25 protein-coding genes, 5 tRNA genes and 1 other RNA gene are annotated in these 25,693 nt (G+C 38.5%); 9 read left to right on the top strand and 22 right to left on the bottom strand.

Annotated elements, in window-relative coordinates; all coding sequences use genetic code 11:
* Window positions 1-9: 9 nt before the first annotated feature.
* The gene (locus KH400_RS03805) at window positions 10-531 is read right to left on the bottom strand and encodes a DUF4912 domain-containing protein (protein ID WP_217221996.1); all 522 of its coding nucleotides are present in this window, start codon (window positions 529-531) and stop codon (window positions 10-12) included.
* A 501-nt stretch (window positions 532-1,032) separates the two neighbouring features.
* Between KH400_RS03805 and KH400_RS03800 the strand changes: the two genes are divergently transcribed.
* Both KH400_RS03800 and KH400_RS03795 read left to right on the top strand, forming a co-directional pair.
* Entirely contained in the window at window positions 1,033-1,383 is a 351-nt protein-coding gene (locus KH400_RS03800) for a hypothetical protein (RefSeq protein ID WP_217221994.1), read from the top strand.
* Window positions 1,384-1,424: 41 nt separating this feature from the next.
* Entirely contained in the window at window positions 1,425-1,904 is a 480-nt protein-coding gene (locus tag KH400_RS03795; RefSeq protein WP_217221992.1) for an endolytic transglycosylase MltG, read from the top strand.
* 68 nt (window positions 1,905-1,972) lie between these two features.
* Here KH400_RS03795 and KH400_RS03790 read toward each other — a convergent pair whose 3' ends face one another.
* The 4 genes from KH400_RS03790 to sodA form a co-directional block, all read right to left on the bottom strand.
* Complete coding sequence (locus KH400_RS03790) at window positions 1,973-3,934, bottom strand: peptidoglycan D,D-transpeptidase FtsI family protein (RefSeq protein ID WP_217221989.1); 1,962 nt, start codon at window positions 3,932-3,934, stop codon at window positions 1,973-1,975.
* Between the two features lie 232 nt (window positions 3,935-4,166).
* Window positions 4,167-4,352: non-coding RNA, 6S RNA (gene ssrS / locus KH400_RS03785), on the bottom strand.
* 59 nt (window positions 4,353-4,411) lie between these two features.
* The gene (locus KH400_RS03780) at window positions 4,412-5,701 is read right to left on the bottom strand and encodes an MFS transporter (protein WP_217221987.1); all 1,290 of its coding nucleotides are present in this window, start codon (window positions 5,699-5,701) and stop codon (window positions 4,412-4,414) included.
* Window positions 5,702-5,827: 126 nt separating this feature from the next.
* Complete coding sequence (gene sodA, locus KH400_RS03775; protein ID WP_217221985.1) at window positions 5,828-6,439, bottom strand: superoxide dismutase SodA; 612 nt, start codon at window positions 6,437-6,439, stop codon at window positions 5,828-5,830.
* Between the two features lie 282 nt (window positions 6,440-6,721).
* Here sodA and KH400_RS03770 point away from each other — a divergent pair, with 282 nt between their 5' ends.
* A complete protein-coding gene (locus KH400_RS03770; RefSeq protein ID WP_217221983.1) occupies window positions 6,722-7,555 on the top strand; it encodes an undecaprenyl-diphosphate phosphatase in 834 nt (277 codons plus the stop codon).
* Window positions 7,556-7,876: 321 nt separating this feature from the next.
* Here KH400_RS03770 and KH400_RS03765 read toward each other — a convergent pair.
* The 7 genes from KH400_RS03765 to KH400_RS03735 form a co-directional block, all read right to left on the bottom strand.
* Window positions 7,877-7,969 (bottom strand) — tRNA-Ser (locus KH400_RS03765).
* 16 nt (window positions 7,970-7,985) lie between these two features.
* Window positions 7,986-8,062: transfer RNA gene (locus KH400_RS03760), tRNA-Ile, on the bottom strand.
* Window positions 8,063-8,064: 2 nt separating this feature from the next.
* A tRNA-His gene (locus tag KH400_RS03755) sits at window positions 8,065-8,140 on the bottom strand.
* Window positions 8,141-8,148: 8 nt separating this feature from the next.
* Window positions 8,149-8,225: transfer RNA gene (locus KH400_RS03750), tRNA-Met, on the bottom strand.
* 4 nt (window positions 8,226-8,229) lie between these two features.
* Window positions 8,230-8,304: transfer RNA gene (locus tag KH400_RS03745), tRNA-Asn, on the bottom strand.
* A 110-nt stretch (window positions 8,305-8,414) separates the two neighbouring features.
* The gene (locus KH400_RS03740) at window positions 8,415-8,903 is read right to left on the bottom strand and encodes a DUF456 domain-containing protein (RefSeq protein ID WP_217221981.1); all 489 of its coding nucleotides are present in this window, start codon (window positions 8,901-8,903) and stop codon (window positions 8,415-8,417) included.
* A gap of 82 nt (window positions 8,904-8,985) precedes the next feature.
* On the bottom strand, window positions 8,986-10,614 hold the full coding sequence (locus KH400_RS03735) for a Na/Pi cotransporter family protein (protein ID WP_217221979.1): 1,629 nt from the start codon (window positions 10,612-10,614) through the stop codon (window positions 8,986-8,988).
* Window positions 10,615-10,942: 328 nt separating this feature from the next.
* Between KH400_RS03735 and KH400_RS03730 the strand changes: the two genes are divergently transcribed.
* Window positions 10,943-11,722 carry a DUF1189 domain-containing protein gene (locus KH400_RS03730; protein ID WP_217221977.1) on the top strand — a complete coding sequence of 260 codons (780 nt, stop codon included), beginning with the start codon at window positions 10,943-10,945 and terminating at the stop codon, window positions 11,720-11,722.
* Window positions 11,723-11,807: 85 nt separating this feature from the next.
* On the opposite strand, the gene KH400_RS03725 is transcribed toward KH400_RS03730, so the two are convergent.
* The 3 genes from KH400_RS03725 to KH400_RS03715 form a co-directional block, all read right to left on the bottom strand.
* A complete protein-coding gene (locus KH400_RS03725; RefSeq protein ID WP_217221975.1) occupies window positions 11,808-12,440 on the bottom strand; it encodes an NfeD family protein in 633 nt (210 codons plus the stop codon).
* A gap of 417 nt (window positions 12,441-12,857) precedes the next feature.
* On the bottom strand, window positions 12,858-13,715 hold the full coding sequence (locus KH400_RS03720; RefSeq protein WP_217221973.1) for a DUF1002 domain-containing protein: 858 nt from the start codon (window positions 13,713-13,715) through the stop codon (window positions 12,858-12,860).
* Between the two features lie 91 nt (window positions 13,716-13,806).
* Window positions 13,807-15,027, bottom strand: coding sequence for an MFS transporter (locus KH400_RS03715; RefSeq protein WP_217221971.1), 1,221 nt, complete (start codon window positions 15,025-15,027; stop codon window positions 13,807-13,809).
* A gap of 185 nt (window positions 15,028-15,212) precedes the next feature.
* On the opposite strand from KH400_RS03715, the gene yqfZ reads away from it, so the two are divergent.
* Both yqfZ and ispG read left to right on the top strand, forming a co-directional pair.
* Window positions 15,213-15,572 carry a protein YqfZ gene (gene yqfZ, locus KH400_RS03710; protein ID WP_217221969.1) on the top strand — a complete coding sequence of 120 codons (360 nt, stop codon included), beginning with the start codon at window positions 15,213-15,215 and terminating at the stop codon, window positions 15,570-15,572.
* Between the two features lie 210 nt (window positions 15,573-15,782).
* Window positions 15,783-16,871, top strand: a complete 1,089-nt coding sequence (gene ispG, locus KH400_RS03705) for a flavodoxin-dependent (E)-4-hydroxy-3-methylbut-2-enyl-diphosphate synthase (RefSeq protein ID WP_217221967.1) — start codon at window positions 15,783-15,785, stop codon at window positions 16,869-16,871.
* 51 nt (window positions 16,872-16,922) lie between these two features.
* On the opposite strand, the gene KH400_RS03700 is transcribed toward ispG, so the two are convergent.
* Complete coding sequence (locus tag KH400_RS03700; protein WP_217221965.1) at window positions 16,923-17,309, bottom strand: hypothetical protein; 387 nt, start codon at window positions 17,307-17,309, stop codon at window positions 16,923-16,925.
* Window positions 17,310-17,466: 157 nt separating this feature from the next.
* Here KH400_RS03700 and KH400_RS03695 point away from each other — a divergent pair, with 157 nt between their 5' ends.
* The gene (locus KH400_RS03695) at window positions 17,467-18,036 is read left to right on the top strand and encodes a hypothetical protein (RefSeq protein WP_217221963.1); all 570 of its coding nucleotides are present in this window, start codon (window positions 17,467-17,469) and stop codon (window positions 18,034-18,036) included.
* 112 nt (window positions 18,037-18,148) lie between these two features.
* Here the strand turns inward: KH400_RS03695 and KH400_RS03690 are convergent, their stop codons facing one another.
* From KH400_RS03690 to KH400_RS03665, 6 genes are all read right to left on the bottom strand, one after another.
* On the bottom strand, window positions 18,149-18,373 hold the full coding sequence (locus KH400_RS03690; RefSeq protein ID WP_217221961.1) for a DUF1540 domain-containing protein: 225 nt from the start codon (window positions 18,371-18,373) through the stop codon (window positions 18,149-18,151).
* 89 nt (window positions 18,374-18,462) lie between these two features.
* On the bottom strand, window positions 18,463-18,618 hold the full coding sequence (locus tag KH400_RS03685) for a hypothetical protein (RefSeq protein ID WP_217222136.1): 156 nt from the start codon (window positions 18,616-18,618) through the stop codon (window positions 18,463-18,465).
* Window positions 18,619-18,705: 87 nt separating this feature from the next.
* Window positions 18,706-19,116, bottom strand: coding sequence for a Fur family transcriptional regulator (locus KH400_RS03680; protein WP_217221960.1), 411 nt, complete (start codon window positions 19,114-19,116; stop codon window positions 18,706-18,708).
* 13 nt (window positions 19,117-19,129) lie between these two features.
* Window positions 19,130-19,957: a metal ABC transporter permease gene (locus KH400_RS03675; protein WP_217221958.1), complete on the bottom strand. Its 828-nt coding sequence runs from the start codon at window positions 19,955-19,957 to the stop codon at window positions 19,130-19,132.
* A gap of 85 nt (window positions 19,958-20,042) precedes the next feature.
* Window positions 20,043-20,918 (bottom strand): metal ABC transporter permease, encoded by an 876-nt coding sequence (locus tag KH400_RS03670; protein ID WP_217221956.1) that lies wholly within the window; start codon window positions 20,916-20,918, stop codon window positions 20,043-20,045.
* Between the two features lie 15 nt (window positions 20,919-20,933).
* Window positions 20,934-21,698: a metal ABC transporter ATP-binding protein gene (locus KH400_RS03665; protein WP_217221954.1), complete on the bottom strand. Its 765-nt coding sequence runs from the start codon at window positions 21,696-21,698 to the stop codon at window positions 20,934-20,936.
* Window positions 21,699-21,907: 209 nt separating this feature from the next.
* Here KH400_RS03665 and ppx point away from each other — a divergent pair, with 209 nt between their 5' ends.
* Together ppx and KH400_RS03655 are read left to right on the top strand one after the other, a co-directional pair.
* The gene (gene ppx, locus KH400_RS03660) at window positions 21,908-23,476 is read left to right on the top strand and encodes an exopolyphosphatase (protein ID WP_217221952.1); all 1,569 of its coding nucleotides are present in this window, start codon (window positions 21,908-21,910) and stop codon (window positions 23,474-23,476) included.
* A gap of 70 nt (window positions 23,477-23,546) precedes the next feature.
* A complete protein-coding gene (locus KH400_RS03655) occupies window positions 23,547-25,664 on the top strand; it encodes an RNA degradosome polyphosphate kinase (protein ID WP_217221950.1) in 2,118 nt (705 codons plus the stop codon).
* Window positions 25,665-25,693 lie beyond the last annotated feature (29 nt).

The raw sequence follows: 25,693 nt of genomic DNA, 5'->3' as shown, positions 1-25,693 counted from the left end.
ACAATCTCCTTACTTTAATTTTTGATAATAGGAATATGTACTAAAATGTTCAAGCCAATCAGGTTCTGATTGGACACCTTGTCTCCACTTAGATACAGCTGACGAATGGATGCCACACTGTTGTTGATCAACTCTTGGTGTATCAATCGGATTAGAACGAAGAATTGTAAAAAAAGACCCTTCATACGTCTTTGTTCCAAAATCCACACAATAGGTACAATTAGAATCAAGATTGTGAAAGAACCAATTATCAGTCATCTCCGGAATGACAATATCATAGCTGCGGTGAGCGTTATGTCCATTAAACGTAATAGCAGTAATATCATAGACACGTAATACCTTTTCAAGCTGTGGCCACTTCGTACGAAAATGATGTTCAACCATTTGTTGTTTGCCATCTGATACTTCCCAATAGCCATATAGAACATTCGGTGCCTGTGCCTCTAACACAAACCGATTACGATAATAACGACTTGGAACTTCCCACGTATACTCCTGCTTCTTGTCGGTGATTATTTTTTCTCGAATCAATGTCATCTCTTCTTTCTGTTACAAAATTTATTCACGACTTCACCCATTACACTAAATCCTCTTATTTGTTTTAATGTAAAACTTTATTCACTACGCCTCCTTCTCCCTAGTAAGAATTCGAGTGAAGCAATTAATCAAAACCTTTAATACAAAATATTCGATCTGTTCGAAATACAATATCATCTTACAGTGCAATCATGAACTAAACAAGAAGTCTATTTTGTCTTTATTTGTCACCCTTTTATCAGGCTTGGGTTTCAGCAGAAAAAAATTTTTTTTGGAAGTGCTATCATCGTTTCATCCGTTTTTGTTGACAAATTTATCCTTTTATTTTACGTTAAATATACTCCTAGACCTTATTTTGTAACGTTTTTTAGGGAATTTTGTCAAAACTCTACGTATTGTTTATCATTCTCTTAACGTCGTTCGAGGTGTATAATAGATTTTATAAGCAAAGTTTATCGGTTAATGTGGAATTGATGGTATAAGGAGGTTACGTGATTGGAATTAATTATCATTACGCTTTTTATCGCTTCATGCCTTTTGTTTGTGTTATCGTTCATCAAAAAAGACCGCTCTAAAGAAGTTGAAAACCAAATTGAAAATTTTTCAATTACGCTCATGCAGGAAATCTATCAACTAAAGAAAAAAGTCAGAATTTTAGAAGAAGAAATTCTTGTCGGTCATGAAGAAAAGTATTTATCGAATACTTACCCGCCTACAGAAACATTAAAACAGGAAGTTAACGACTATTATGATTCGGGCTATTCGATTGAAAAAATTGCTGAGCTAACTTCTTTAGCTGAACATGAAGTCGAAAGTCTATTACATAACGAAAAACAACATAGTTAACATGTTCACGGTAAATTTCTAAAAGGAAGGGTATTTGAAACATGACACAAAAAGGGATTAGAGGGTTTGCTACCGGCCTGTTCGTCGCAACCAGTATTATGACTTTCTTTTATTTTTATGAAAGTAACTCACAAGCTGAATATGAGTATGAAAATGAAGAACTAGAAATAACTAACGCAGATATAGAGCAATACTTACAGCAGCAAGATCTCGTTGTCCTACCGGCTAATGAACACGATGAATTACTCCAGGCGATTGAGGAATTTCAACAGGGCGATCATACACGAGAAGACGAGCCTGATTCGGAACGCATCTTCATCTATCAGACCTATCTTACGATTGAACGTGGGATGAGTAGTAGCGAGGTTGCCAATGAATTAGAAAAAGCTAACATCATTAACGATCAGCATGAATTTCAAAACTACTTACATGAACACAATTTAACACAATCCATTAATATCGGGGAATATCAACTAAATAGTGAGATGTCATTCGAAGAGATTGCCACCATCATCAGTTAAAAAAGCAATAAAAACCGCCCACTTCAAATGGGCGGTTTTTTTAGTTACATGAATCTATAGAAACATTGTTAACGTTGGAGATCAAAATAAGCATCTAAAATTCCTTGCCCAATTCGGTTGGCAATTCCTGATTGTCCCCCTCTACTTTGGACACCTGGTACAATCACCGCGAAAGCCACTTCTGGATCATCAAATGGTGCATATCCAACAAGGGTTTGGTTATTACCATCATTTGTTCTGTGCACAGTCACCTGCGCCGTACCCGTTTTACCAGCTGGATTATATGAACGATTAGCAAAATATTGGCGAGCAGTACCTTCAGAACCTTGCATAACACGTCGTAATCCTTCTTGCACTCGCTGAATATGCTCATCACTCATATCAATACGATTTAAAACAGTAGGCTCAAATTGATGGATAACACGCCCAAGGTCCTCCTTTGATGCACTAGGTTCACGGATTTCCTTTACTAGTCGTGGTTGCATTCGATAACCATCATTTGCAATCGTCGCTATAAACTGAGCTAATTGCAATGGTGTATACGTATCAAACTGACCAATTCCTAAATCAAGCAGTTTCCCTGGATCACCATAACCACCATTAAGACCAGGAGAATCGACGGGTAGGTCGACACCGGTTTGTACCCCTAGACCAAATTGGCTGTAATAATAGCGCATCTGATCATAGGCCTCTCTTACATCAGCTGTTATAAACCGACTACCATTTGAATTAGCGAGCCTCATCGCAATTTCAAACATAAATATATTCGAAGATACTTCTAGCGCTTTAAGGTCATTAATATAACCAAAGCTTCGCCATGAACGTTTCGTGATTCCTCCTGGTAAGGTAAGTGGACGATCATTAACTACAGTTCCCGGCTGAACAACCCCTGTTTCAAATCCAGCCAACACCGTTGCTGCCTTAACCGTTGACCCCATTTCAAAAGCATTACCTACGGTTCCATAATGATCATTGTACCCCGCTATTGATAGCAATTCACCAGTTTTAGGATCTAGCACGACGGCGTAGGCATCTTTATCTGCTAAAAAGGAACCACCCGCACGATCAACTTCTTGACGAATAATCTCCTCTACTTGCTGTTGTAATGCCATATCAATCGTTAGAACGAGATCATAGCCGCGCTGCCCAAGCTCTTCATTTGGGGAGCCAATGGTCGTCCCAGAGGAATTGGTTACACTTTCAACAACTGCTTTCTGCCCACGGAGCACATCTTCATATTGTAATTCTAGGAAACTTGTACCAACAATATCTGAACGTTCATACCCTCTTGATAGGTAATAATCTAACTTGTCACGATGGATTTGCCCTGTGTTTCCGAAAAAAGTTGGAAAAGAATCACCATAGACATAGTCACGGGTCGAGTCACGAAGAATATCAACCCCTGGTAACTCAGCTAGATGCTCACTAACGACATGAGCTTCCTCCGTCGTAATTCCTTGTTTGATCCGTTGTGGCGATAAGGCATATCCACGATCCATTTCTCGTTTAATCGCTAAAACGCGCATTTCACGTTCAGAAATTTCAGCTAATTCTTCGTCGGTAATCCGATCAAGTGTTAATTGATACTCTTCCATGACATCATCAATTTCTCTTCTTTCCTCGATTGAAACCTTTTCATTGGCTTCTTCTTCCCTCGTAATAATCCAGAAATCCTTCATGTCACGTTCAGTCACTTTGGACGTATCAATATCAACCATCGTTTCTAATTTTTCAGCAACTTCAAGTTTTTCTTCATTCGTGACACCTCTTCGATTTGTATAGGTTAGTGATAATTCTAATTCATTATCAACAACAATATTACCGTTTCGATCATACATTAACCCTCTAGGCGCATCAATTCGAGCTGTGACATTACTTGTTCGTTCCAATTGCTTCACATACTCTTCCCCTTGAACAATTTGAACAATACCTAGCTTAAGAATTAAGGCAGAAAATAAAATAAAAACAACAAAAAAGAGTACATTTAAACGGGAAGAGACATGGTTTTTTTTCTTTTTCATCTGTCCCATATGAAAAGTCCTTTCAATATATGCTTCATCCGCTATTATGATCTAGTATAAACGAGTTTTCAGTTCAGTTCTTTTGTAGCCATATCTTTAATCACCACGTTGACCTTAAGAAGCGACCTAAAAGCGAATATAGGAGGTAGCTCTAACTCAACTATGTAGTCATTTAGTTCTATATGGCTAGAAAAATATAAGCCTTTACAGTAGAATAGACACCTAAGCTTAGGTGTCTAAGAGAGAACCCGCGTATGCCGTTGCTTCGATGTTTCAGGAACCTACTCTCGCAGGTGGGTGTTCGCAAAAGACCATTTTTCAACTTCCATTACTCATGAATGGCTTGTTGTCATGCCTTTAATCTAAAACTCCCTATTTATATCCAAGGTTCGAAACATGGAGAAGCTCACAAACACGGCAGGCTGTTTCGTTTGATATTGTATGTTTATTATATCATATCTCCTTTTGATGTCAAAATGGAAATTGTTACAATGTCGTGCCTCCACTATCTCCTTCTCCACGGTCTTGCCGAGCAAATGAATAGCTTTCTCCGCCTTTATTAAACTTTACTTTTAAGCCGCGGACAAAGAAATAAATGACTAAGTGACCGGCACCTAAAATTAATAAAAGGATAGGTATTCCCGTCTCTTCTTGAAAAAATGTAATGGTCGCAAGGAACGCCAGGATAGAGGTAATTCTACCAAAGTTTAGAAAAAGCTCGCGGACAACAATATATTCAACTCTCATTTCCGCTGCTTTCCACCCTTTACCAATCACATCATAGGTCAAAGAGATATAGGGGACTAAAAGGATTGGATATGAAATGGATATCACAATCGCATATAAAATTAAGCGGGTGAATGTTAAATCAAAAACAATCAGGAAAATCGCAACATACAGACCAATCCCGCCAAATAATATCGCTTTTTTTCGATAGTGAGGCTTGATCAGTCTTGTAGCGGCAAAATAACTGACAAAAGATACAGCAGACGCGACTAGCCCATACGTACCAATGGCCAGTTCACTTTGTGTCGCTATATAAACCCAGACTACAATAACAAACACAAATGTTCCTTCACGAAGCCCTTGAAAAAAGTGAGCATGTAAGATTCTCTTCCAATTTTCATTATTTTTTCTTTCCGCTAAAATTCTTCGGAAACAAAACGACCCTGTTGCTGGACGACGTTTTAAAAAGAAACTCAAAATCACTGCGCCAACAAACATGGTTAGCGAAATGGCAAAGATGACTTTATACCCAGTAAACTTCTCCATCTGAGTAATTAATGTACCAGCAAGAATCGGACCAATCATCCCCGCAAAAGATGTCAAAAGCCCTAAAAAACCATTGAAAAAATCCCTTGTTTCTGGCTCAGTAATTTCAAACGTAAGCACATTAAATGCTAACCAATAAAAACCAAAGCCAATTCCAAGTAGGCCCCCGAGTACTAGCAACCATTCATTCGCTTTGTCACCTAAAAATAGGACAGTGAAATAGAAAACCGATAAAAAACTTACCCCTAAACGCAAAACGATTACACGATCAATTTTCTTGGCCCATCTTCCTGCTAATATAAACGTAATCGGCTGCAAAACGACAGACGCTAAATTGTAGAGGGCAATATCCATAAATTCCCCAGATTGCTTCCATAAGTAAACATTAACAAACGTATTTGACAAGGCAATGCTTAAGGCATACAGTCCTCCAATAAGTAATAACAATATTAAATCACGATTGACTTCTACGTCACCAATCATTTTTTTAAATACGTTTTTCATACCCGAATCCACCACCCTTACGTGTAGTTTGCCTTTTCTGTTTACGCTTATACAAAGACAAAACTTTTTTGTAGGTGGCCTGAATTCAAAAAAAATTGGTGGTCACTGGTGACCACCAATTAAAAATTATTTAGCTCCTGCAAAACGCTTTGAAACCTCATCCCAGTTCACTACATTCCAGAATGCTGCAATGTAATCAGGACGACGGTTTTGATAATTTAAGTAATAAGCATGCTCCCAAACATCAAGACCAAGGATTGGTGTTTTACCTTCCATTAAAGGCGTATCTTGGTTTGGTGTGCTTGTAATTGCTAGGTTTCCGTTATCAACGATTAACCAAGCCCAACCAGAACCAAAGCGACCTGCTGCTGCAGCTGCGAATTCTTCTTTGAACTTATCTAAGCTTCCAAATGTGCTGTTAATTGCTTCAGCAAGCTCTCCAGTAGGCTCTCCGCCACCATTTGGGCTTAAGATTTGCCAGAATAATGTATGGTTAGCATGTCCACCACCGTTATTTCGTACAGCCGTACGAATGTTTTCTGGAACGGCATCCAAGTTGCTTACAAGATCTTCAACACTTTTACTTGCAAGCTCATCATGACCTTCTAGAGCTCCATTTAATTTTGTTACATAAGTATTGTGATGCTTTCCATGATGAATTTTCATTGTTTCTTCATCAATATGTGGTTCTAAAGCGTTAAAATCATAAGGTAAATTAGGTAATTCATATTTTGCCATAAGTCATTCTCCTCCTAAAAGTGATTTGAGGGAGATCCCCCAGAAAAAGTAAACAAATATAAGCAACAGAAAAGTTTACTAAGTTTCTCAAGTAATACCATACCAAAAATAATCTTAACTTTCAATTAGAAAGCACAGGACTGTGGAAGTTATTTCTAGCAGGATAATTCTATTGATAAACTACCCATTTCAACAAAAAGTTAAACCATTTTTTTAGCATATCTTTGCTACCCCTGCCATACATATGGATACGAACGTATGTATAGGAAGTGGGGGGTTCATTTGACCTGGTTTGAAGCCTTAATCATTGGAATTATCCAAGGGTTATCAGAATTTTTACCGATATCTAGTTCTGCTCATTTAATTTTGACTGAAAAACTACTTGGAATTGAGGCAAAAAACGAGCCATTAGTTTTTGAAGTTTTTCTTCATTTTGCATCTTTACTTGCCGTTATTTGTTTTTTTTGGAGAGACGTTGTTGCAATAACCAAGGATTTCTTTACTTATTTACGGAAGAAAAGCAATGCTCACTATAGCAACTATCGGTTTGGATGGTTTATTATTCTCGCTACCATAGTGACCATGGTGGTAGGCAAAGGGATTGAAGAGATTGTCGATGATCGCATCACTAACACAGCAACGATCGGTGCCTCATTAATTGTTACAGGAATTTTTCTTATTTTAATTGAACACGGAATTTCACCTGGGACAAGAACTGTGAAAAATATGACCTGGAAAGATGGAATAATTGTCGGCATCGGACAAGCACTCGCTGTCATACCGGGAATCTCACGTGCAGGCAGTACACTTATCGTTGCTCTATGGTCTGGATTAGCAAAAGAAACTGCTGTTCGCTATTCATTTCTGTTATCGATACCAGTTATCGCTGGAATCACAGTACTAAAACTACCCGAGTTATCGAACTTCTTTCATAATGGCATGTGGGTTGAAGTTTCAATCGCATTTGCTGCTTCATTCGCGTTTGCCATTGTTGGTATCAAATGGCTAATGGCCATGCTAACGAATGCCAAGCTGACCTATTTTGCCTTTTATTGCATCGTTGCCGGAATTTTTGTTTGGATCTTTTTAAGAGATACACCTGTTCTTCCCTCTTAATGTGAACAACATCTAGAATCAAAGGGCTTTCTTGTTTGAACAGACTTATTATCCTTCAGTGTACCGTTCATATACTGAATCAAAAGCGGGGTAAATAAAGCCTACTCGTTGAACACCTCCTTTGCTGGCGCACCCTTGGGAAGGATCCTTACTCCTCGAATCTCTAGCCTTCCCCGGTGCCCACCACAAAACTCCAACCAAAGGCGGTAGTGAGTAAGCTTTATTCACTAATACTCTTCCTTGTTCGGGCACTCCGTCCCTATACCATCAAAAAAAACGATGTTTGTGTTGTAACACAAACATCGTTAGTATGTATCGTTATGGCGGAGGAAGAGGGATTCGAACCCCCGCGCGGTTTGACCCGCCTGTCGGTTTTCAAGACCGATCCCTTCAGCCAGACTTGGGTATTCCTCCTAGTTATAAATCATATTGGTGGACCCTGTAGGACTCGAACCTACGACCGGACGGTTATGAGCCGTCAGCTCTAACCAACTGAGCTAAGGGTCCAATGGGGCGACTGATGGGAATCGAACCCACGAATGCCGGAGCCACAATCCGGTGCGTTAACCACTTCGCCACAGTCGCCATCAATTTGGTAGCGGCGGAGGGGATCGAACCCCCGACCTCACGGGTATGAACCGTACGCTCTAGCCAGCTGAGCTACACCGCCAAAATGGCTCCACAGGCAGGATTCGAACCTGCGACCGATCGGTTAACAGCCGATAGCTCTACCACTGAGCTACTGTGGAATACTTGTCTAAAGACATTTTTTATATTATCAAAGGGTTCCAACATTGTCAATACTATAAATCAATAAAAGGCTGCAATTCCCTACTGGAGCCTACAACTATCCGGATACTCACGATACAAAATGAGCGAAAATAAAATATAACATACTGACCACCAATAGTAATCCTTTTAAAAAGGCCCCGCCGAGAAAGCCTACCAGTGACCCTATCCCGATTTTGACAGCCGGACCTAATGGACGCCGGTGAACAACTAGTTCGGCTAAAATTGCCCCGATGATTGCTCCTAAAAACAACCCAGCGACCGGAATCACAAACGGTCCAAAGACTAGGCCGATCGTACTCCCCCAAATCGCTGCATTCGATCCTCCAAATTTTTTAATCGTTACTAAGTTACTAATGAAATCTGCTGCCAACAAACTTAAAATCAATATGATTTGAATGACCCAAAACGTGACCGAGAGCGCCTGAAAACCAAAATAGAGACCATAGATAACATAAGCCAATCCTACAAAAATCACTGTTGGGATAATGGGATAGATGATACCAATAAATGCAGCGATAAAACAGATAAAAGTGATTAATAAAATCAAAGCATCCACAAAACCTGCCCCTTCCTATTTTTGAATACATGTAAAAAAAGCAAGGAGGGAGCCTGTTAAGCCCACCTCTCTTGCGTTTTGTTTACCAGTCTTCTTCACCAATGACAGCTTCAGCGATATTCACAGCGTGGTCGCCAATACGCTCAAGATTACTTACGATATCAACAAAAACGATACCAGCAGAGCCTGTGCATTCCCCATTGTTTAGACGTACGATGTGTTGCTTGCGAAGTTTTCTCTCCATTTTATCAATGGCTTCTTCTTTCTTCACAACCGCTTCTGCTTCTTCTGTATCACCATTCTCAAGCGCCTTTACTGCTTGTTGAATCGTTGAAATTGTTAAAATAAACATTTCATCTAGATCTTCCATCGCTTCATCTGATAATTTAACCTTATTTGATATTTGATAATCCACGAGCTCCATCAAGTTTTCCATATGGTCTCCAATCCGTTCAAGGTCACGAACGGTATTCATCAACATTGAATGCTTCTTGGAGTCAAACTCTGATAGTGAACTAGCTGAAATCTGCACAAGGTATTCTGTAATTTTACGATCTAGATTATTAATTGCATCCTCAAACTGTGGAATCATCTCTCCATGTTTCTTTTGGTTCGTTTTTAAATATAACGCTGCTTCTTGTAATCCTTTTTCTGCAAGTTCACCCATTCGTAGTACTTCTTTTTCAGCTTGTCCTAATGCAATCGATGATGACTGTTGAATAAAACGTTCATCCAAATGCTTGGCTTTATATTCAACGGCTGAATCTTGCCCTGGGATAAGCTTCGTCACAATTAAAGCTAATACCGCCACAAATGGCAATTGTATTAATGTATTCGAGACATTAAAAATCCCATGCGCAAAGGCGATTGTCATTTCCGGATTTAGCTCTAGTGCATCTTTGATAAAGGCGACAAAGCGCATATAGAGTGGTAATATCGATAAGACGATAATTGTTCCAATAATGTTAAAGATAACATGTGTTAACGCAGCTCGCTTAGCGGCTATTGATGCTCCCATCGCTGCGAGTACTGCAGTTATCGTTGTACCGATGTTATCCCCAAATAAAACAGGTAGTGCTGCAGTTAAATCCATTGCTCCTTGGGCATATAATTGCTGCAATAACCCAATAGATGCAGACGAACTTTGGACCGCTACTGTAAATACAGTACCAATCACAACCCCTAGAATAGGATTGTCACTCATACTAATTGTAAAGTCAGTAAAAGCTTGCAATTCACGTAACGGTTTCATCCCGTCTCCCATTAAATTTAAACCATAAAAGAGGGCACCAAACCCAAAAATGACTTGTCCATAATTGTTAACCTTTTTATTTTTAAAGAAGAATAGTAAAAATACACCAACCGCAATAATCGGTAACGAATAGGCCGATATTTTAATACCGATGATAAAAGCTGTTACAGTAGTACCGATATTCGCTCCCATAATTACCCCGATGGCTTGCTGTAAATTCATAAAACCTGCATTTACTAAACCGATGGTTAAAACGGTTGTGCCTGTACTTGTTTGTAACAAGATCGTTACAACAATACCAGCAAGAACCCCCATAATAGGATTACTAGTAAAACGATCTAAAATGTCTCTCATCCGATCGCCGGCCACTTTTTGAAGGCCGTCCCCCATAGACTTAATCCCAAATAGGAAGATCCCAAGACCTCCAAAAAACATAAAAAGCAACGTTTGTAAATCCAATTCTTCTCATCCCTTCAAAAAATGTAGATAATAAAACCTGTTTCGACAAACCTCTACAAGCATACTTGTTTATTATTGAGTATTTGTTAATCATTTGTAAAGATTTTATTAAGATTTTTATTTTTGAATGTCTCTTTAAATAAAAACAGATTTGTACTCATAATGAACGGTATTCACCAAGTGCCACAAACGATTGAAATTCCCTTTTAGTATTTTCCTGAATCATGAATTTAAACCCATTGATTTCATTGTTGTGCTTGTCCTTATGACAGTTATCCGATAAAATACAACTGAAATGAAAGGAACATACATACAAAGGAGCTTAATCATGAACGTCTTCACACAATTTTTTAAAAGCCTATATTCACCTAAGGATATCGCAATATTCCGCTTTCAAGGGATAGGTAAAACCATATTATATATCTTTGTAATGATGGCCATCGTATCCTTACCAGCGGGTATAAATGTCGCTACCTCATTCACCCAAGGAGTTAACCAGTTTCAACAAGCTCTCGAACAAGACGTTCCTGATTTTGAATTTGTTAATGGAACGTTAACTTCAAAAAGTGATGAACCAATGATTGATGAAACCGCGGACGGCACTTTTATATTTGATACAACTGGCACGATTACTCTAGCCAACGTCCAAGAATATGAGCAAGCATTTGCGCTATTGCAACACGAAGCAATATTAGTTACAGATGGCGTCCCACAACAACTTCGTTACCAAGATTTTGGGAACCTTTCATTAACAAAAACTGAGACTGAAGCAATTGCTGCAACTGTTTCTGAGCTGATGCCAATTATTATTGCACTTGTTCTGTTTCTCATGTACTTATTTGTCACAGCATTAAAGTTTATTGGGATTGTTGCATTATCATTAATTGGATTTATTGTTCGAAAATCAGCACAAGTGAAGCTTTCCTACAAACAATTATGGATACTATCGGCATATGCAGTTACATTACCAACGACGCTTTTTGGAATTACGGATGCTTTAAGAATCTATCTTCCTTTCTCATTCACGATTTATTGGGCTATCGCGATTGTGATGTTAAATTTAATTGTAAAAAAAGTACCTAAACCAAAATCTCGCATGCAACAATAGCTTATTATCACGTTACTGCTTTTACCACAATCCGATTAAAAATAGGGGGTGTCTTTGGACACCCCCTTACGTGTATATTATGTACCTATTCTTTCTTTTTGACCACAATTCTAGTCCCATCCACAGCAGTGACTTCAACAGACACATTCGCATCTAGCCAGTGGCTCTCACTTGTGGCACTATAATGATCTCCATCAATTTCAACTGTACCGATCGGTCGAAACGGTGTGATGGTTTTCCCATCTCTTCCTATCAGTGATGTGTAATCCTCGTTAATCGAGTTGTACCCCTGCTCTGATGTCAATTGGTCTCTTAACGTCATTTTTGACCAGAGGTTGCGCGAAGGAAACACCTTTAAAAATAATGCAGCACTAAACCCGCCAATAACTAGCCCCATTGAGACGAGGATCCCATACACTAGGTTCGGAGCCGGAATCGCAATCCCGACAATCATCAGTACAACACCTAAAGCAGCAACCGTGCCATCATTAATCACTTTTCCGTCGACAATGATTAAAATGAGACCGACAATATATAAAAGAACGATCCATAGCCCCCATGCTCCATCTGCAATATGGTAGGAAAAATAAACAGACATCAACCCTACACCAAGCAATGCAAATAGCCCTTTCGCCCTTACGAGTAGCTCACCAATTAAAAATAATGTTCCTAAACCAACTACAAGAAAACCAACGCTTGCAATCGATAGTACTTCCAATGTTTAACCCCCCTTAACCTACTTTTCTTTTTATCTATACGAATAACATTGATAAAAGTAACGAAACTGGAAAAACTATTCCTTGAGGTGAATCATGATGAAAAAAAAGACAATTCAAAAGAAACATACCAGAACGAGCCACCGTCTACAAGACAAAAATCATGAATCAGACATTTGTACGTACATACATGTTACGACTAAGACAACAACTGTATAACGAAAGAATGTGTTCATCAACAAAAAAGGCTGTTCTTAAAGTGATTTTACCTTTAGAACAGCCCCAAAGCAATTTTATCTAACTCTCGCACTATCTTATGCTAACAACGCACAAACTACCTCAAAGCAAGTGAAATGGGCTTATACATAAACTTTCACTATGGCATTGATGACTGAACAGGATGAATGTCGCCCGATCAACTACCTAAACCATCCTTTTATGGTTTCAATTAATTGGTTAATCACATCGAGTAGACTCGCGATAAATGTCTGTGTTTCCTCACGATTTAAAAACTCACCGAGATTATCTCTAATCTTTCCGATTTGATTTTGTACTTGATCCCAATCAATGTTTAAATCCTTCATACGATTAAACAATGAAACTAACCCATTCAATTCTTCTTCAGTCAAAGTAATACCTAATTCCTCAGCAACCCTCGTAATTAAATCACGCAAATCTTCTTCTGTTTCTACTGGTTGCCTTGCCATTTCTTCCTTAATCCTAGTCATGAGCTCTGTGGCTTGCTCTGTACCAATGCTATCGGCTAACTCACCTGTACGAACTAGCTCCTCATTGGCGACCTGCTTTTGCTCTTCAGGAATTTCAATCTCTGCTGTAACTTCATACGCTTTAATTAATCCTGTTAATGCAGCAGTCCCTGACACAGGAAAAGGTGCAGTAACATAAATCTCTGCGTCCTTTACCCCAGCAGTTACTAACGCATTAGCATACATTCCTTCAGAAACCCAAGTAATGTTATTCGTATCAACTTGCAAACCTGCTCCCGAGCGAGCGAGTGTTATTTTTGATGAAGAAAGCGCCCGAGTTCCAATTTGTGCAGGGCTGATATAGTCACCTAAATAATGGTGCTCTTCGTCATTGGTCACATAGATCTTTTCAACATCCTCACCGACATTCATCTCCTCAAGAAGTTGCTGCTCTTGCTCCGCTGTCAAGCTCTCCCCTAATGTAACAATGACATCTCCCGGGGCTGCGTCTGCAAGTACACTTATCGGTGTCAATAAACTAAGCACTAAAAGAATGAATATCTTTATCATCTTTGCCTCATGCTCCTTACCCTTAATGAAGGTATTATTTTAGCTATTAATGTTATCTAACTCGATTTCATAAAAAAAGAAAAGGGGCTATTTACTTATTTGTATGAACACGCTGAGCTGGCTTTGGGAACAATACAAAATAGTTCCAAGTAGCAACAATGATAATCAGAACCAATGACTTAATAAACATATCCACGACCGCTTCCATCCAAAGGCTAAAAACCATTGGCCCTAAAGCAACCCCTAGAAAACGAACCATTCCATAAAAGGAAACAATTAACCCTCGTTCATTTTGGTCAACAGAAGACGTAATTAATGTATTGGCACATGGCAAAAATAAACCCAAGCCAATGGAAGCGATCGTTAAAAACAAAATTAAATAATACAACTGATGGAAAAAGATTAAGCAAGCAAATCCGATCGATAGGATCGATAATCCTAAAAACATAAAACGTTTACCTTTTTCAATATCGCTCCCAATCTGCCTTCCTGTCCAAAATGAAACAATCGTTAAAGCACCAAGTGGAATCGCAAAAAAACTTCCTTTTAAAAATCCATCCATTTGAAAAATACGTTCGATTTCATAGGATAAATAAAACAGCATACCAAATAATAAAAACAACCCAATGCCTCCCGCTATAAAAACTGGCATCAGCCAATGAAACTCACGCTTGAGTACATGGATCATCCTTTTCATGTAAACAGGTATCCGTTCTTTACTTTTTCGACCCTCACCCTCCTCAATAAAAAACCATATACATAAACAGACGATAAGAGCGACGGTGCTATATAAATAGAACGCACTATACCAAAAATAGATGGCTGCTAATGCCCCTAAGATCGGGCTAATGACTTTGGCAATGCCATTAAAAACCTCAATGGATCCTAGAGCTTTACTCCGAACCTTGCCTTCAAATAAATCAGCAATCATGACCATGGCTAGAGGCGCTGTCCCTCCTGCTCCAATGCCTTGAATCACCCTGCTAACTAGTACTAACTGAAACGCTGAATCTCCTGAGGTCATTGTCCCTGCAAGTGCAGAGAGGATACTGCCAATAACAACTAGACTTAACGAAACGATCACCACAATCTTTCGACCTATTCGATCAGAAAGAAAACCAATAATTGGAATCATTAACGCGGCCGGTATTGAAAAAACAGTAAGAATTAAGCCACTCTGAAATGATGTAATATTCATGTCCTCCTGCATATTCGGTAAGATCGGAATGAGCATTGAATTTCCAAGCACCATAACAAAAGGCAGTAAGCCAAGGACAACGATTAATAATGACGAAGACCCCTTTCCTCTCATTACAAAGTCCCCTTCCTAATAGTTTAGTCATTCGTACTTGTATTTATAACTTCTGGATGCAATAACGGTTTCTCCTCAAATTAGTTGTCATGAAAACCACAGGTTAAGCATATAATGAATATAACGATTCCTTTACCAATTATTACTAATAATTACGTTTGTATTTGATAAAAGGAGGACAAGCCATGAAACGTTTGCTCGTCGGGATCGCTGTATTTATCGTTCTTTATAGTTCTTATTATGATCTAACAACTGGAACTTTACCCGGAACACCAAACAAGTCAAATGTGGAAGCTGAAGCGCCAGAACCTGTAACCGACTCCGAAGATAGAGACACCCCATATCCATCACTCGCAATCCCTAGTCAAGAAGTGATCGTTGAACCTGGATACACCGTTCTATCAATTGTTGAACATTTGCATGAAGGTCCAATCGCTCCTTCTATCCAAGAGATCATTTATGACTTTAAAGAGTTAAATCCAGGCATCAATCCAGATGAAATACAAGTTGGAGAAACCTATCTTTTCCCTATTTACCAGCCATAAGTTCACATCCAGTCAGGAAAATTTAGTTGCCAAACAATTCAATTCATTGATAAAATGAAATCGTCTGTTTAAAATGGTAAGCACTGTCGTACAGTTTTATCTGAAAGTGCGTGTTAAAAAAGGAGGACAAAAAGAACCGCTTTTTGAACATCCTCTAAAAGAAATAAATAGATCTAATGATATAAAGGGGCGAGATAAAAAGTGACCCAAGTGACTCATCGTACAAATACAAGACCTGTAAAAGTTGGGAATTTAACAATTGGTGGTAACAATGAAGTTGTTGTCCAAAGTATGACAACTACAAAAACACATGATGTCGAGGCAACCGTAGCTGAAATCCACAGATTAGAAGAAGCTGGTTGTCAAATCGTCCGTGTAGCATGTCCAGATATGAAAGCAGCTGAAGCGATTGCATCCATTAAATCGCAAATTTCAATTCCATTAGTTGTTGATATTCATTTTGATTATAAATTAGCTTTAAAAGCGATTGAAGGTGGAGCTGATAAAATCCGCATCAATCCTGGTAACATCGGAAAACGTGAAAAAGTTGAAGCTGTTGTAAAAGCTGCTAAAGAAAAAGGAATACCGATTCGAATCGGTGTAAATGCAGGCTCTCTAGAAAAGAAGATCCTTGAAAAATATGGATATCCAACAGCAGACGGAATGGTGGAAAGCGCCTTACACCACATCAAAATTTTAGAGGATCTAGACTTTCATGACATTATCGTCTCAATGAAAGCCTCTGATGTAAACTTAGCCATTGAAGCATACGAAAAAGCAGCCAAAGCCTTTGACTATCCTCTCCATTTAGGTATTACAGAATCAGGCACATTGTTTGCCGGTACAATCAAAAGCGCTGCGGGGCTCGGTGCCATCCTTAACATGGGGATCGGGAATACCGTACGCATCTCGTTAAGTGCTGATCCAGTTGAAGAAATAAAGGTTGCTCGCGAATTATTAAAATCATTTGGCCTTGCTTCAAATGCGGCAACATTAATTTCTTGCCCAACATGCGGACGAATTGAAATTGACTTAATTAGTATCGCTAATGACATCGAAAACTATATCTCAACCATAAAAGCACCCATTAAAGTGGCCGTTCTTGGTTGTGCCGTTAACGGACCTGGCGAAGCACGTGAAGCTGACATCGGTATTGCTGGTGCCCGTGGTGAAGGTTTATTATTCCGCCACGGAGAAATCGTACGGAAAGTACCTGAAGAGACGATGGTTGATGAATTGAAGAAAGAAGTCGATAAAATCGCCGCTGAATATCACGAAAAGCAAGCCCTCAATAAATAATATGTATAAAAAGAAGCAGACATTGAAGTCTGCTTCTTTGTTTATACTTATCTAGAAAAATGGGGAGAAAAACACAGTCATAATAATGGAGACTGCACCAATACCGATTGCCCAATTACCTAGAGCTGATGCACCATTACGTCTTGAAATAAACCCAACGACAATACCTGCAGCACCTAAGAGTACTGGTAAAAAGAATAACGAAAGGATGGAAAGAACAATCGCAAATGTTCCTACCCCTCTGCCAGCTGTTTCATCATCAACATTGGCAGCTTCTGTTTCCTCTCGTTCTTCACGATCACCAACGACACCGATCGGGCCTGTTGGAGTAACCTCTGCTGCCGTCTCCTCAGTAAAGTCTCTTTCTTCATTAAGGTCTCTCTCTTCCCTTTCTAATTCAAGAGACCTTTCATCGTTTTCAAAACGATTATCAGCCATTTCAATCCCTCACTTTCTGTTTTTGAGGTGCAGTCTTAGTATGAGTAGATCAAACCACATTATAGGTGTAAATGTTTGCAAGTATAGGGAGCGTTTAAGCACGAGTAGGATATAAAATGTGTTATGATGTTGATAAAAACAATCATGAGGTGATCACATGAAGAAATTTGGACTTGATATTGATGGAACTGTTACTCATCCAGGAACGTTCATTCCTTATTTAAACAAACATTTTAAAAAGAATATTACATTAGATGACATTACCGAATATGATTTAACTCAATTACTTGGGGTCTCATCTGAAACGTTTTGGGATTGGATGAAAGAGCATGAACAAATCATCTATATGAACGCTGACCTCGCCTCTTTTTCTAAAGATGTAATTAGACAATGGGCAACCAACGACCAACATGAATTGGTATACATTAGTGCACGTGGAGACCATTTATTAGAAGTTACCCAGCAATGGTTTGAAAAGAACTCCATCCCATACGGACACATTGAGCTTATTGGACAACATGATAAGATCGATGCCATTAAGGAACACCAAGTTGATATCTTTTTTGAAGATAAGCATGATAATGCTTGTGACATAGCCGAAGAATGTCAGATTCCTGTCATTTTACTTGATACACCATACAATCGTAAGCCTACCCCTGAAAATGTCATCCGAGTCTATGACTGGAAGGAAGCTAATGACTGGGTCAACAAATGGATACAAAAATAAGATTCCATCGCTTTGACCGCAGTTCTGATTACCTTTAAGCGAGCGAACATGAATAGCCAAAAGGGACGCTAATGTAATAAAAAGGAGACACGCGTGGTGCCTCCTTTTATACTTATTTGTCGTTTTTAGGTTTAAACGTATGACAGCAAGTGGCCGCAACATTCCCAGCCTCATCCTTATGATCCGCATCACCTAGAAGCTCGCCACTTGCCTCAACGTTATAATCATTGTTGGCATGACGATCTACTTCTACAAGAATCGAATCAGCTTGACAGTTATTTCCTTCTCCCCAAAATGTACAGTTTGAAACATTACATTTTACAATTGGTGTAGTCATTTTATATCCCCCTCCTTGCTTATAGGTTGTTCAACCCGCTTGGAACAAACTCATGTAAACAATCGGAAACCGAGTAAGAAAAACACTTCTTACCTTTCATCTTCATCCCAAGATAAACGTACAACCGTTGTAGACTCTCCTTTTTTCACGTCTTCTTCCGTTGCCTTTTGGCTCAATTCTTCATCGTCATCAATACCTGTAGCTATTGTTGGCTCATCATGCTCTATATGCTTTTTGTTTTTCACCCCAACTCACCTCCATTTCGGCACTTCAAATTTTAGTATTTGAAAAAATAAAAAAAGCATGAAGCCTTTTACAAAGACTTCATGCTTTTATTTGCAACCATCACAATAACCATAAACTTCAAATTTATGACCGATAACTTCAAAATCACTCATGTTTACATTCAATTTATCCATAGGACATTGCTTTAATTCTTTTGTCTTCCCACAATCTAGACAAATAAGATGGTGATGATGAGAAGAAGTTGCACAGCTAAAACGAAAACGTTTCTCCCCTTCAAGCTCGGTCATTTCTAATATTTCTAAATCAGCAAACAAGGATAAATTACGGTAAATCGTATCAAAACTTAACCCCGGGTATTCCACTTGCATGCTTTCAAGGACATCCTTTGCTGATAAATACCGCTTTTCATCGGAGAACAGTCGGAGCATTTCTTCTCGTTTCCCTGTATGCTTATAACCCTTTTCCTTTAATAATTCAATAGCCTCTTCAACATTCACTACCCCAACCCCCTTAACGAATAAGCGATTTCACACCTGAAACAATGATTAATAAAGCAATCGCTACTAAAACAATCACACCACCTGTTGCGATATCAAGCTGGTACGATAAGTAAATCCCTATTAACATCGCTGCTTGTGCAAACAAGACACCAAAACCGATCACTTGTTTAAAGCTTTTTGCCATTTGGATACTCGTTGCTGTTGGAAGGACAACCATCGCTCCAACTAATAAAATACCGACAACTTTCATGGAGATCGTTATAACGAGTGCAATTAATAAAGAAAAGATAAAATTTAACTTTTTTATCGAGATCCCAGAAATTTTTGCATATTCTTGGTCAAAAGAAATCGAAACAAACTCTTTATAAAAAACTGCAAGAATAATAACGACGATTAGTGCAGTAACAATAATGAAATAGAGGTCTTCAAGAGTCACCGATACGATACTTCCAAACAAATATGCATACCACTCATTATAGCCACCCTCTGAAAGGCTAATAAATATGGCACTTAACCCCACTCCTGTTGATAAAATAATGGGTACAGCCAACTCTTCAAAATGTTTGTAAATCTGCCTTAACTTTTCAATTAGGAGTGATCCGGCCAACGAAAACACTAATCCAAAATATAGTGGATTAATAACATGTAAATAAGTAATCGTTTGTCCTAATAAAATCCCAGCAGATAATCCCGTTAGTGTAATGTGAGATAACGATTCAGAAACGATTGATATGCGCCGAACGAGTAAAAAAGCTCCGACCATCGGGCAAATCAATCCAATAATAACAGCTGCTATGATTCCTCTTTCTAAAAAGGTCAATTGACTCAATAATTCCATATAAATTCTCCCATCTAAATCCTCTGCTATTTTACACGAGAAGAGGTGGGATTGACAAATGATCACCTCAGCAGATGATCCTTTCTTAACTGATAGATGATTTTTTTGCCGTTTGTCCTTTCACTGTTACAGAATGACTTACTTTCTTCAGTAAAATCACCGCAATGAGGATGAAAACAGCGATGAGAACGATCGTTCCACCAGGAGCAATGTCTAAATGGAATGATGCAATCAGTCCGCCTATAACAGCAATTTCCCCGAAAATAACCGAATAAAGAAACATTTGTTTGAAGCCTTTTGCTATCCTCATACTTGCAGCTACAGGTAACGTCATTAATGCAGAAACAAGTAAAATCCCAACGACACGCATCGAAGCAGCAATCACTAAAGCAACCATAACGATGAAAATAAAATGCAATAGCTTACGATTTATACCTGCAACAACCGCTTGCTCTTCATCAAATGATAAAAAGAATAATTCTTTATAAAATAGCACTAACAAAATCGTTACAACGATGGTAATGACGAGGATGGTCCAGAAATCTGATCGGCTTACAGCAATAATACTGCCAAATAAATAATTAAATAAATCAGTATTAAACCCATCAGCTAATGACAAAAAGACAACACCAAGACCGATGCCACCTGACAAAATAATTGGAATCGCTAATTCTTGGTAATATTTATAGACTGTTCGCAAGCGTTCAATCAATAACGAGCCCGTAACCGAAAAGGTCGCTCCCATATATAATGGATTTAAGCCTTGGAAAAATGCAACATAGTTACCCAACAGCAGACTAGCCGCGATTCCCGATAAGGTAATATGTGACAGCGCATCTGCAATTAATGAAAGTCTACGCACGACGAGAAAAACACCTAATATCGGTGATAAAAAGCCAATCATTATTCCGATGAATAGTGCATTTTGCAGAAACTCATAACGAAAAAAAACGTCTAGCATGATTTTTGCCTCCTGCTAATGATGTTCATGATTATGGGTAAGTAGGTGAACATCATGCCCATAAAAGGCTGAGAGATCTTGGTTATTTTCAAACTCTTGTGAATTCCCATGGAAATGTAGGTGTTTATTTAAACACGCAACATCTGTAACGTGATCAGTCATTGCCCCAATGTCGTGCGTAACTAGTAGCAATGTCAATCCCTTTTTTTGGTTTAAATGGCTGAGCATCTGATAAAAGTTATGCACGGATTTGGCATCGACACCAACTGTCGGCTCGTCTAAAATAAGTAATTCAGGATCACTCACTAACGCTCGAGCAATAAATACCCGTTGCTGTTGGCCTCCAGAAAGTTCGCCTATATTTTGATGAATATAGTCGCTCATTCCAACACTTTCAATGACATCGTAAACTTTCATTTTATGGTGCCTGCGTAAAAATCGAAACATGCCAATCTTACCAAATAGTCCCAAAGACACCACTTCAAAAACTGTCGCTGGAAACCCCGTGTTAAAACTATTCGCCTTTTGTGATACAAAACCAATTTTATCCCAGTCTTTGAACTTATCAACTTTTTTATTAAATAAGTATATCTCACCCTCTTGCGGCTTTAACAAGCCTAGCAAACATTTGATTAACGTCGATTTACCTGAGCCATTCGGTCCTACTAACCCTAAGAATGATCCATGCTCAATTTGCATAGAAATGTCCTCGAGCACATTTCTTGAACCGTAGCGGAACGATAGCCCTCTAATATCAACGATGACTTGATTCTTATTCATTCAATTTTTAACCTCCGTGCTTCGCTAGTAACTTAAGGTTCATCAATTTTACATGTAATGTATTATATCATGATTTAGGAATGATTACGATTTGTTAGACTTATTTTTTTATGGCAATTTATAAATTGTATACGATAATAGTAAAACGTTCAATTCCATACTATAATTGCAATAGTAACAATTTTTTCCGATTAAGGATGTGACCGTGAATGAATTCAAGAAAACTTGCTGTTATCGATATGGGCTCAAATTCAATCCGACTGGTCATCAACGCCATTGACAAAAATGGTCATTATAAAGAGCTTCATAATTTAAAAGTCGTAGCAAGATTAAGTAATCATTTTGATCAAGAAGGCAACATAACAAACGAGGGAATTTCTGTTATTATCGATACATTAAAAAAATTCCATGACCTTCTCTCGTTTCATCGCATCGATCAAGTCAAGGCCGTTGCTACCGCTGCGATTCGAAAAGCGGTCAACCAACAAAAAATTCTCACACAGATCCATACCGAGACCAACATAAATGTTACTGTACTTTCTGAGTATCAAGAAGCCTATTACGGTTATTTAGCCATCGTCAACTCCACGAATATTCAAAATGGAGTTTCCATTGATATCGGTGGGGGTAGCACTGAAATAAGTTTGTTTACTAACCGAAACTTAGTACACTACCATAGCTTTCCGTTCGGTGCGATCACACTTCAGCAAATGTTTTTTAAAAATGACCCACCGAGTGACGAAGAACGGCAACAACTAACCACTTTTTTAAATGATCAATTTTCTCAATTGCCATGGTTAACCAATTGCGCTTACCCAGTTGTCGGCATTGGCGGAAGTGCGCGCAACCTATCATTAATCCAACAGCGACGGGAAAATTATCCGTTAGCTGGACTTCATCAATATCAACTTTCACCTGAGAACATGAGCGACATGGCTGAATTACTTAGTTCATGTACGTTAAGTGAGCGCCAAAGAATTGCTGGCTTATCGAAAGACCGTGCTGATATTATTATTCCAGCGGTAGAAGCGATATCAATATTAATGAAGAAAACGAGTGCACCAACGTTTATCCTAAGTAATAAAGGGCTTCGTGATGGTCTTTTTTATGAAGAACTGTTACAACAAATTGGCATCGAGCGTTTTCCGAATGTTGCCGAGGAAAGTTTTTACCAACTTACTCATAGCTATGAAATAAACATCGAACATATTAAACAAGTTTCAAAAATCGTTCGAACATTATACCACCAGCTACAGCCTTATTTAGGATTAGAAGAAAATGAAGAACCGATCCGCCTTCTTCAGTATAGTGCGCGTGTATTATATATTGGAGAATACATTAACCCAGAAGCGAGCAGTCAGCATACATTTTATCTCTTAACCCATACAGCCATTGACGGCTTATCTCATGAGGAGCGCCTTGCGATTGCCTTTATCTCCTCGTTCAAATCTAGATCGTACTTACAGCATTTTGCCAAGTCCTATCGTACGCTCATCTCAGGTAACCAATTAAAGCAATTTGAAATATTAGGTTCCATGCTTAAGCTGGCATACAGCCTGAACCGTACGCGTCGCAATCTCGTCAAAGATATCAACGTCACAACGTACAAAGAAAACGAATTTAATATTTATGTTTTCTATGATCAAGACGGTACGATCCATTTTGAACAGGAACAAGCAGTTAAGTATAAAAAACATCTCGAAAAAGCATTGAAATGTACGATCCACCTCCAGTTTCAAGCAGTGGCTTCTAAAAAATTAAGAAATTACATAAATTAAATAAATATATAATAGTTCATTCATTTTTTGTATTTCCCTCAAAACAAGATGAGAAAGGTTGAGGATCAACATGGAAAAGTTATATAGAGATACTAAAGCCAGTCCAATTGATATGAATAACCCAACCTTTTACAACAATCGTGAACTAAGTTGGCTCGCTTTCAATAAACGTGTACTAGAAGAAGCCATTGACGAACGCAATCCATTACTTGAACGTTTAAAATTTTTAGCGATCTTCAGCTCTAACCTCGATGAATTCTTCATGGTCCGGGTTGCTGGCTTAAAGGATCAAGTAAAGGCTGGATTCAATAAGCCAGAAAATAAAGCAGGCTTAACACCGAAGCAGCAATTAAAGAAAATATCCGAAAAAACGAAAGATTTAGTCGCGTTACAAGACAGAGTCTTAACTGAAACGATTCTACCAGCGTTGGATGACGAGGGGTTTCAATTCTTAACAACGTCTGAATTATCAGCGGCACAACTCGATTACTTAGAGGATCGTTTTGATAATTATATTTTCCCTGTGTTAACCCCGATGGCCATTGACGCCTATCGTCCATTCCCAATGCTATTAAATAAAAGTATTAATTTGGCCGTTGTACTCCAAAAGTCCAATGAAAAACAAGCAAAAGAACAGCTTGCGATCGTTCAAGCCCCTGGTGTTCTAACAAGATTTGTTCAACTACCATCTTCAAATCAAAAACATCAGTTTATTCTACTTGAGGACATCATCAGTCATTTTATTGATAAATTATTTACAGGCTATCAGGTGAAATCAGTTTCTCCATTTCGCATTACGAGAAATGCAGACCTCACGATTCATGAAGAAGGTGCACGTGATTTATTAAGAGAAATTGAAAAAGAACTTAAGAAAAGAAAATGGGGCGCTGCTGTACGTCTTGAAATGCGAGAAGGTATGATGGACAATAAAGTGTTGAGGTTATTGCTTGACGTCCTTGAAATTCATAAGTATGATGTTTTCACGTTTAAGGGGCCACTTGACTTTACCTTCTTCACTAAATTTTATGACCGGCTAGCACCCGAGTGTGAGCATTTAGTGAATGACGTGTTAGTTCCACAGCCCCCTGAAGATTTAGTAGATGAAGACGATATTTTTGAAGCTATCTTAAAGAAGGATATTTTCCTTCACCACCCTTACGAGTCATTCCAACCGATCGTCGATTTTATCGCAAAAGCAGCTGATGATCCTAATGTTCTAGCGATAAAACAAACACTCTACCGTGTGAGTGGTGACTCACCAATCGTTAACGCTTTAGCTCGTGCTGCTGAAAGTGGCAAACAAGTGACTGTATTAGTCGAACTTAAAGCACGGTTTGATGAAGAAAACAACATTCAGTGGGCAAAAAAACTTGAAAAAGCAGGTGTACATGTCATTTATGGCATTACTGGCTTAAAAACACATAGCAAAATTACATTAGTTGTCAGGCATAACAACAATGAAATTCAACGGTTTGTCCACCTCGGCACAGGAAATTATAACGATTCAACAGCAAAGTTGTACACTGATATGGGTATTTTAACCGCAAATGAACGTTTTGGTGTGGATGCGACCAATTTTTTTAACTATCTGAGTGGTTTTAGCAACAAACCAGAATGGAATTATTTATCCACTGCTCCTTATCAAATTCGAGATTCATTTCTTACATTAATTGATCAGGAAATAAAATTCCATCAGCAATATGGTGAAGGCCGAATCATCGCTAAAATGAATTCCTTAACCGATAAGCCAATTATCCTTAAGCTCTATGAAGCCTCTCAAGCTGGTGTGAAAATTGATTTAATCGTTCGCGGAATTTGTTGCTTACGTCCCCATATACCCGGAGTTAGTGACAACATCCGCGTGCGAAGCATTGTTGATCGTTTTTTGGAACACAGCCGAATATTTTACTTCCATCATGGCGGCGGAGAAAAACTATACTTATCATCCGCTGATTGGATGACACGTAATATGGAGAAACGAATAGAGATTTTATTCCCTATCTTTAGTGAACGAATAAAGGAACGAATAAAAACGATTTTAACCATTACACTCTCAGATAATATAAAAGCAAGAGAGCAAGATAATGAAGGAAATTATCACTACGTTTATCGTCACTTTGACGAACAACCGGTTCAAAGTCAACTAATCTTCTATGATATGGCTGCCCAATTTCATGAAGAAGAATAGGCGAATAGGAATCAATATGTAAAAAAACA

The sequence above is a fragment of the Desertibacillus haloalkaliphilus genome, from assembly GCF_019039105.1.
GTDB classification, from domain to species: Bacteria; Bacillota; Bacilli; order Bacillales; family KJ1-10-99; genus Desertibacillus; species Desertibacillus haloalkaliphilus.
This window is presented reverse-complemented; position numbering and strand designations above follow the sequence as displayed.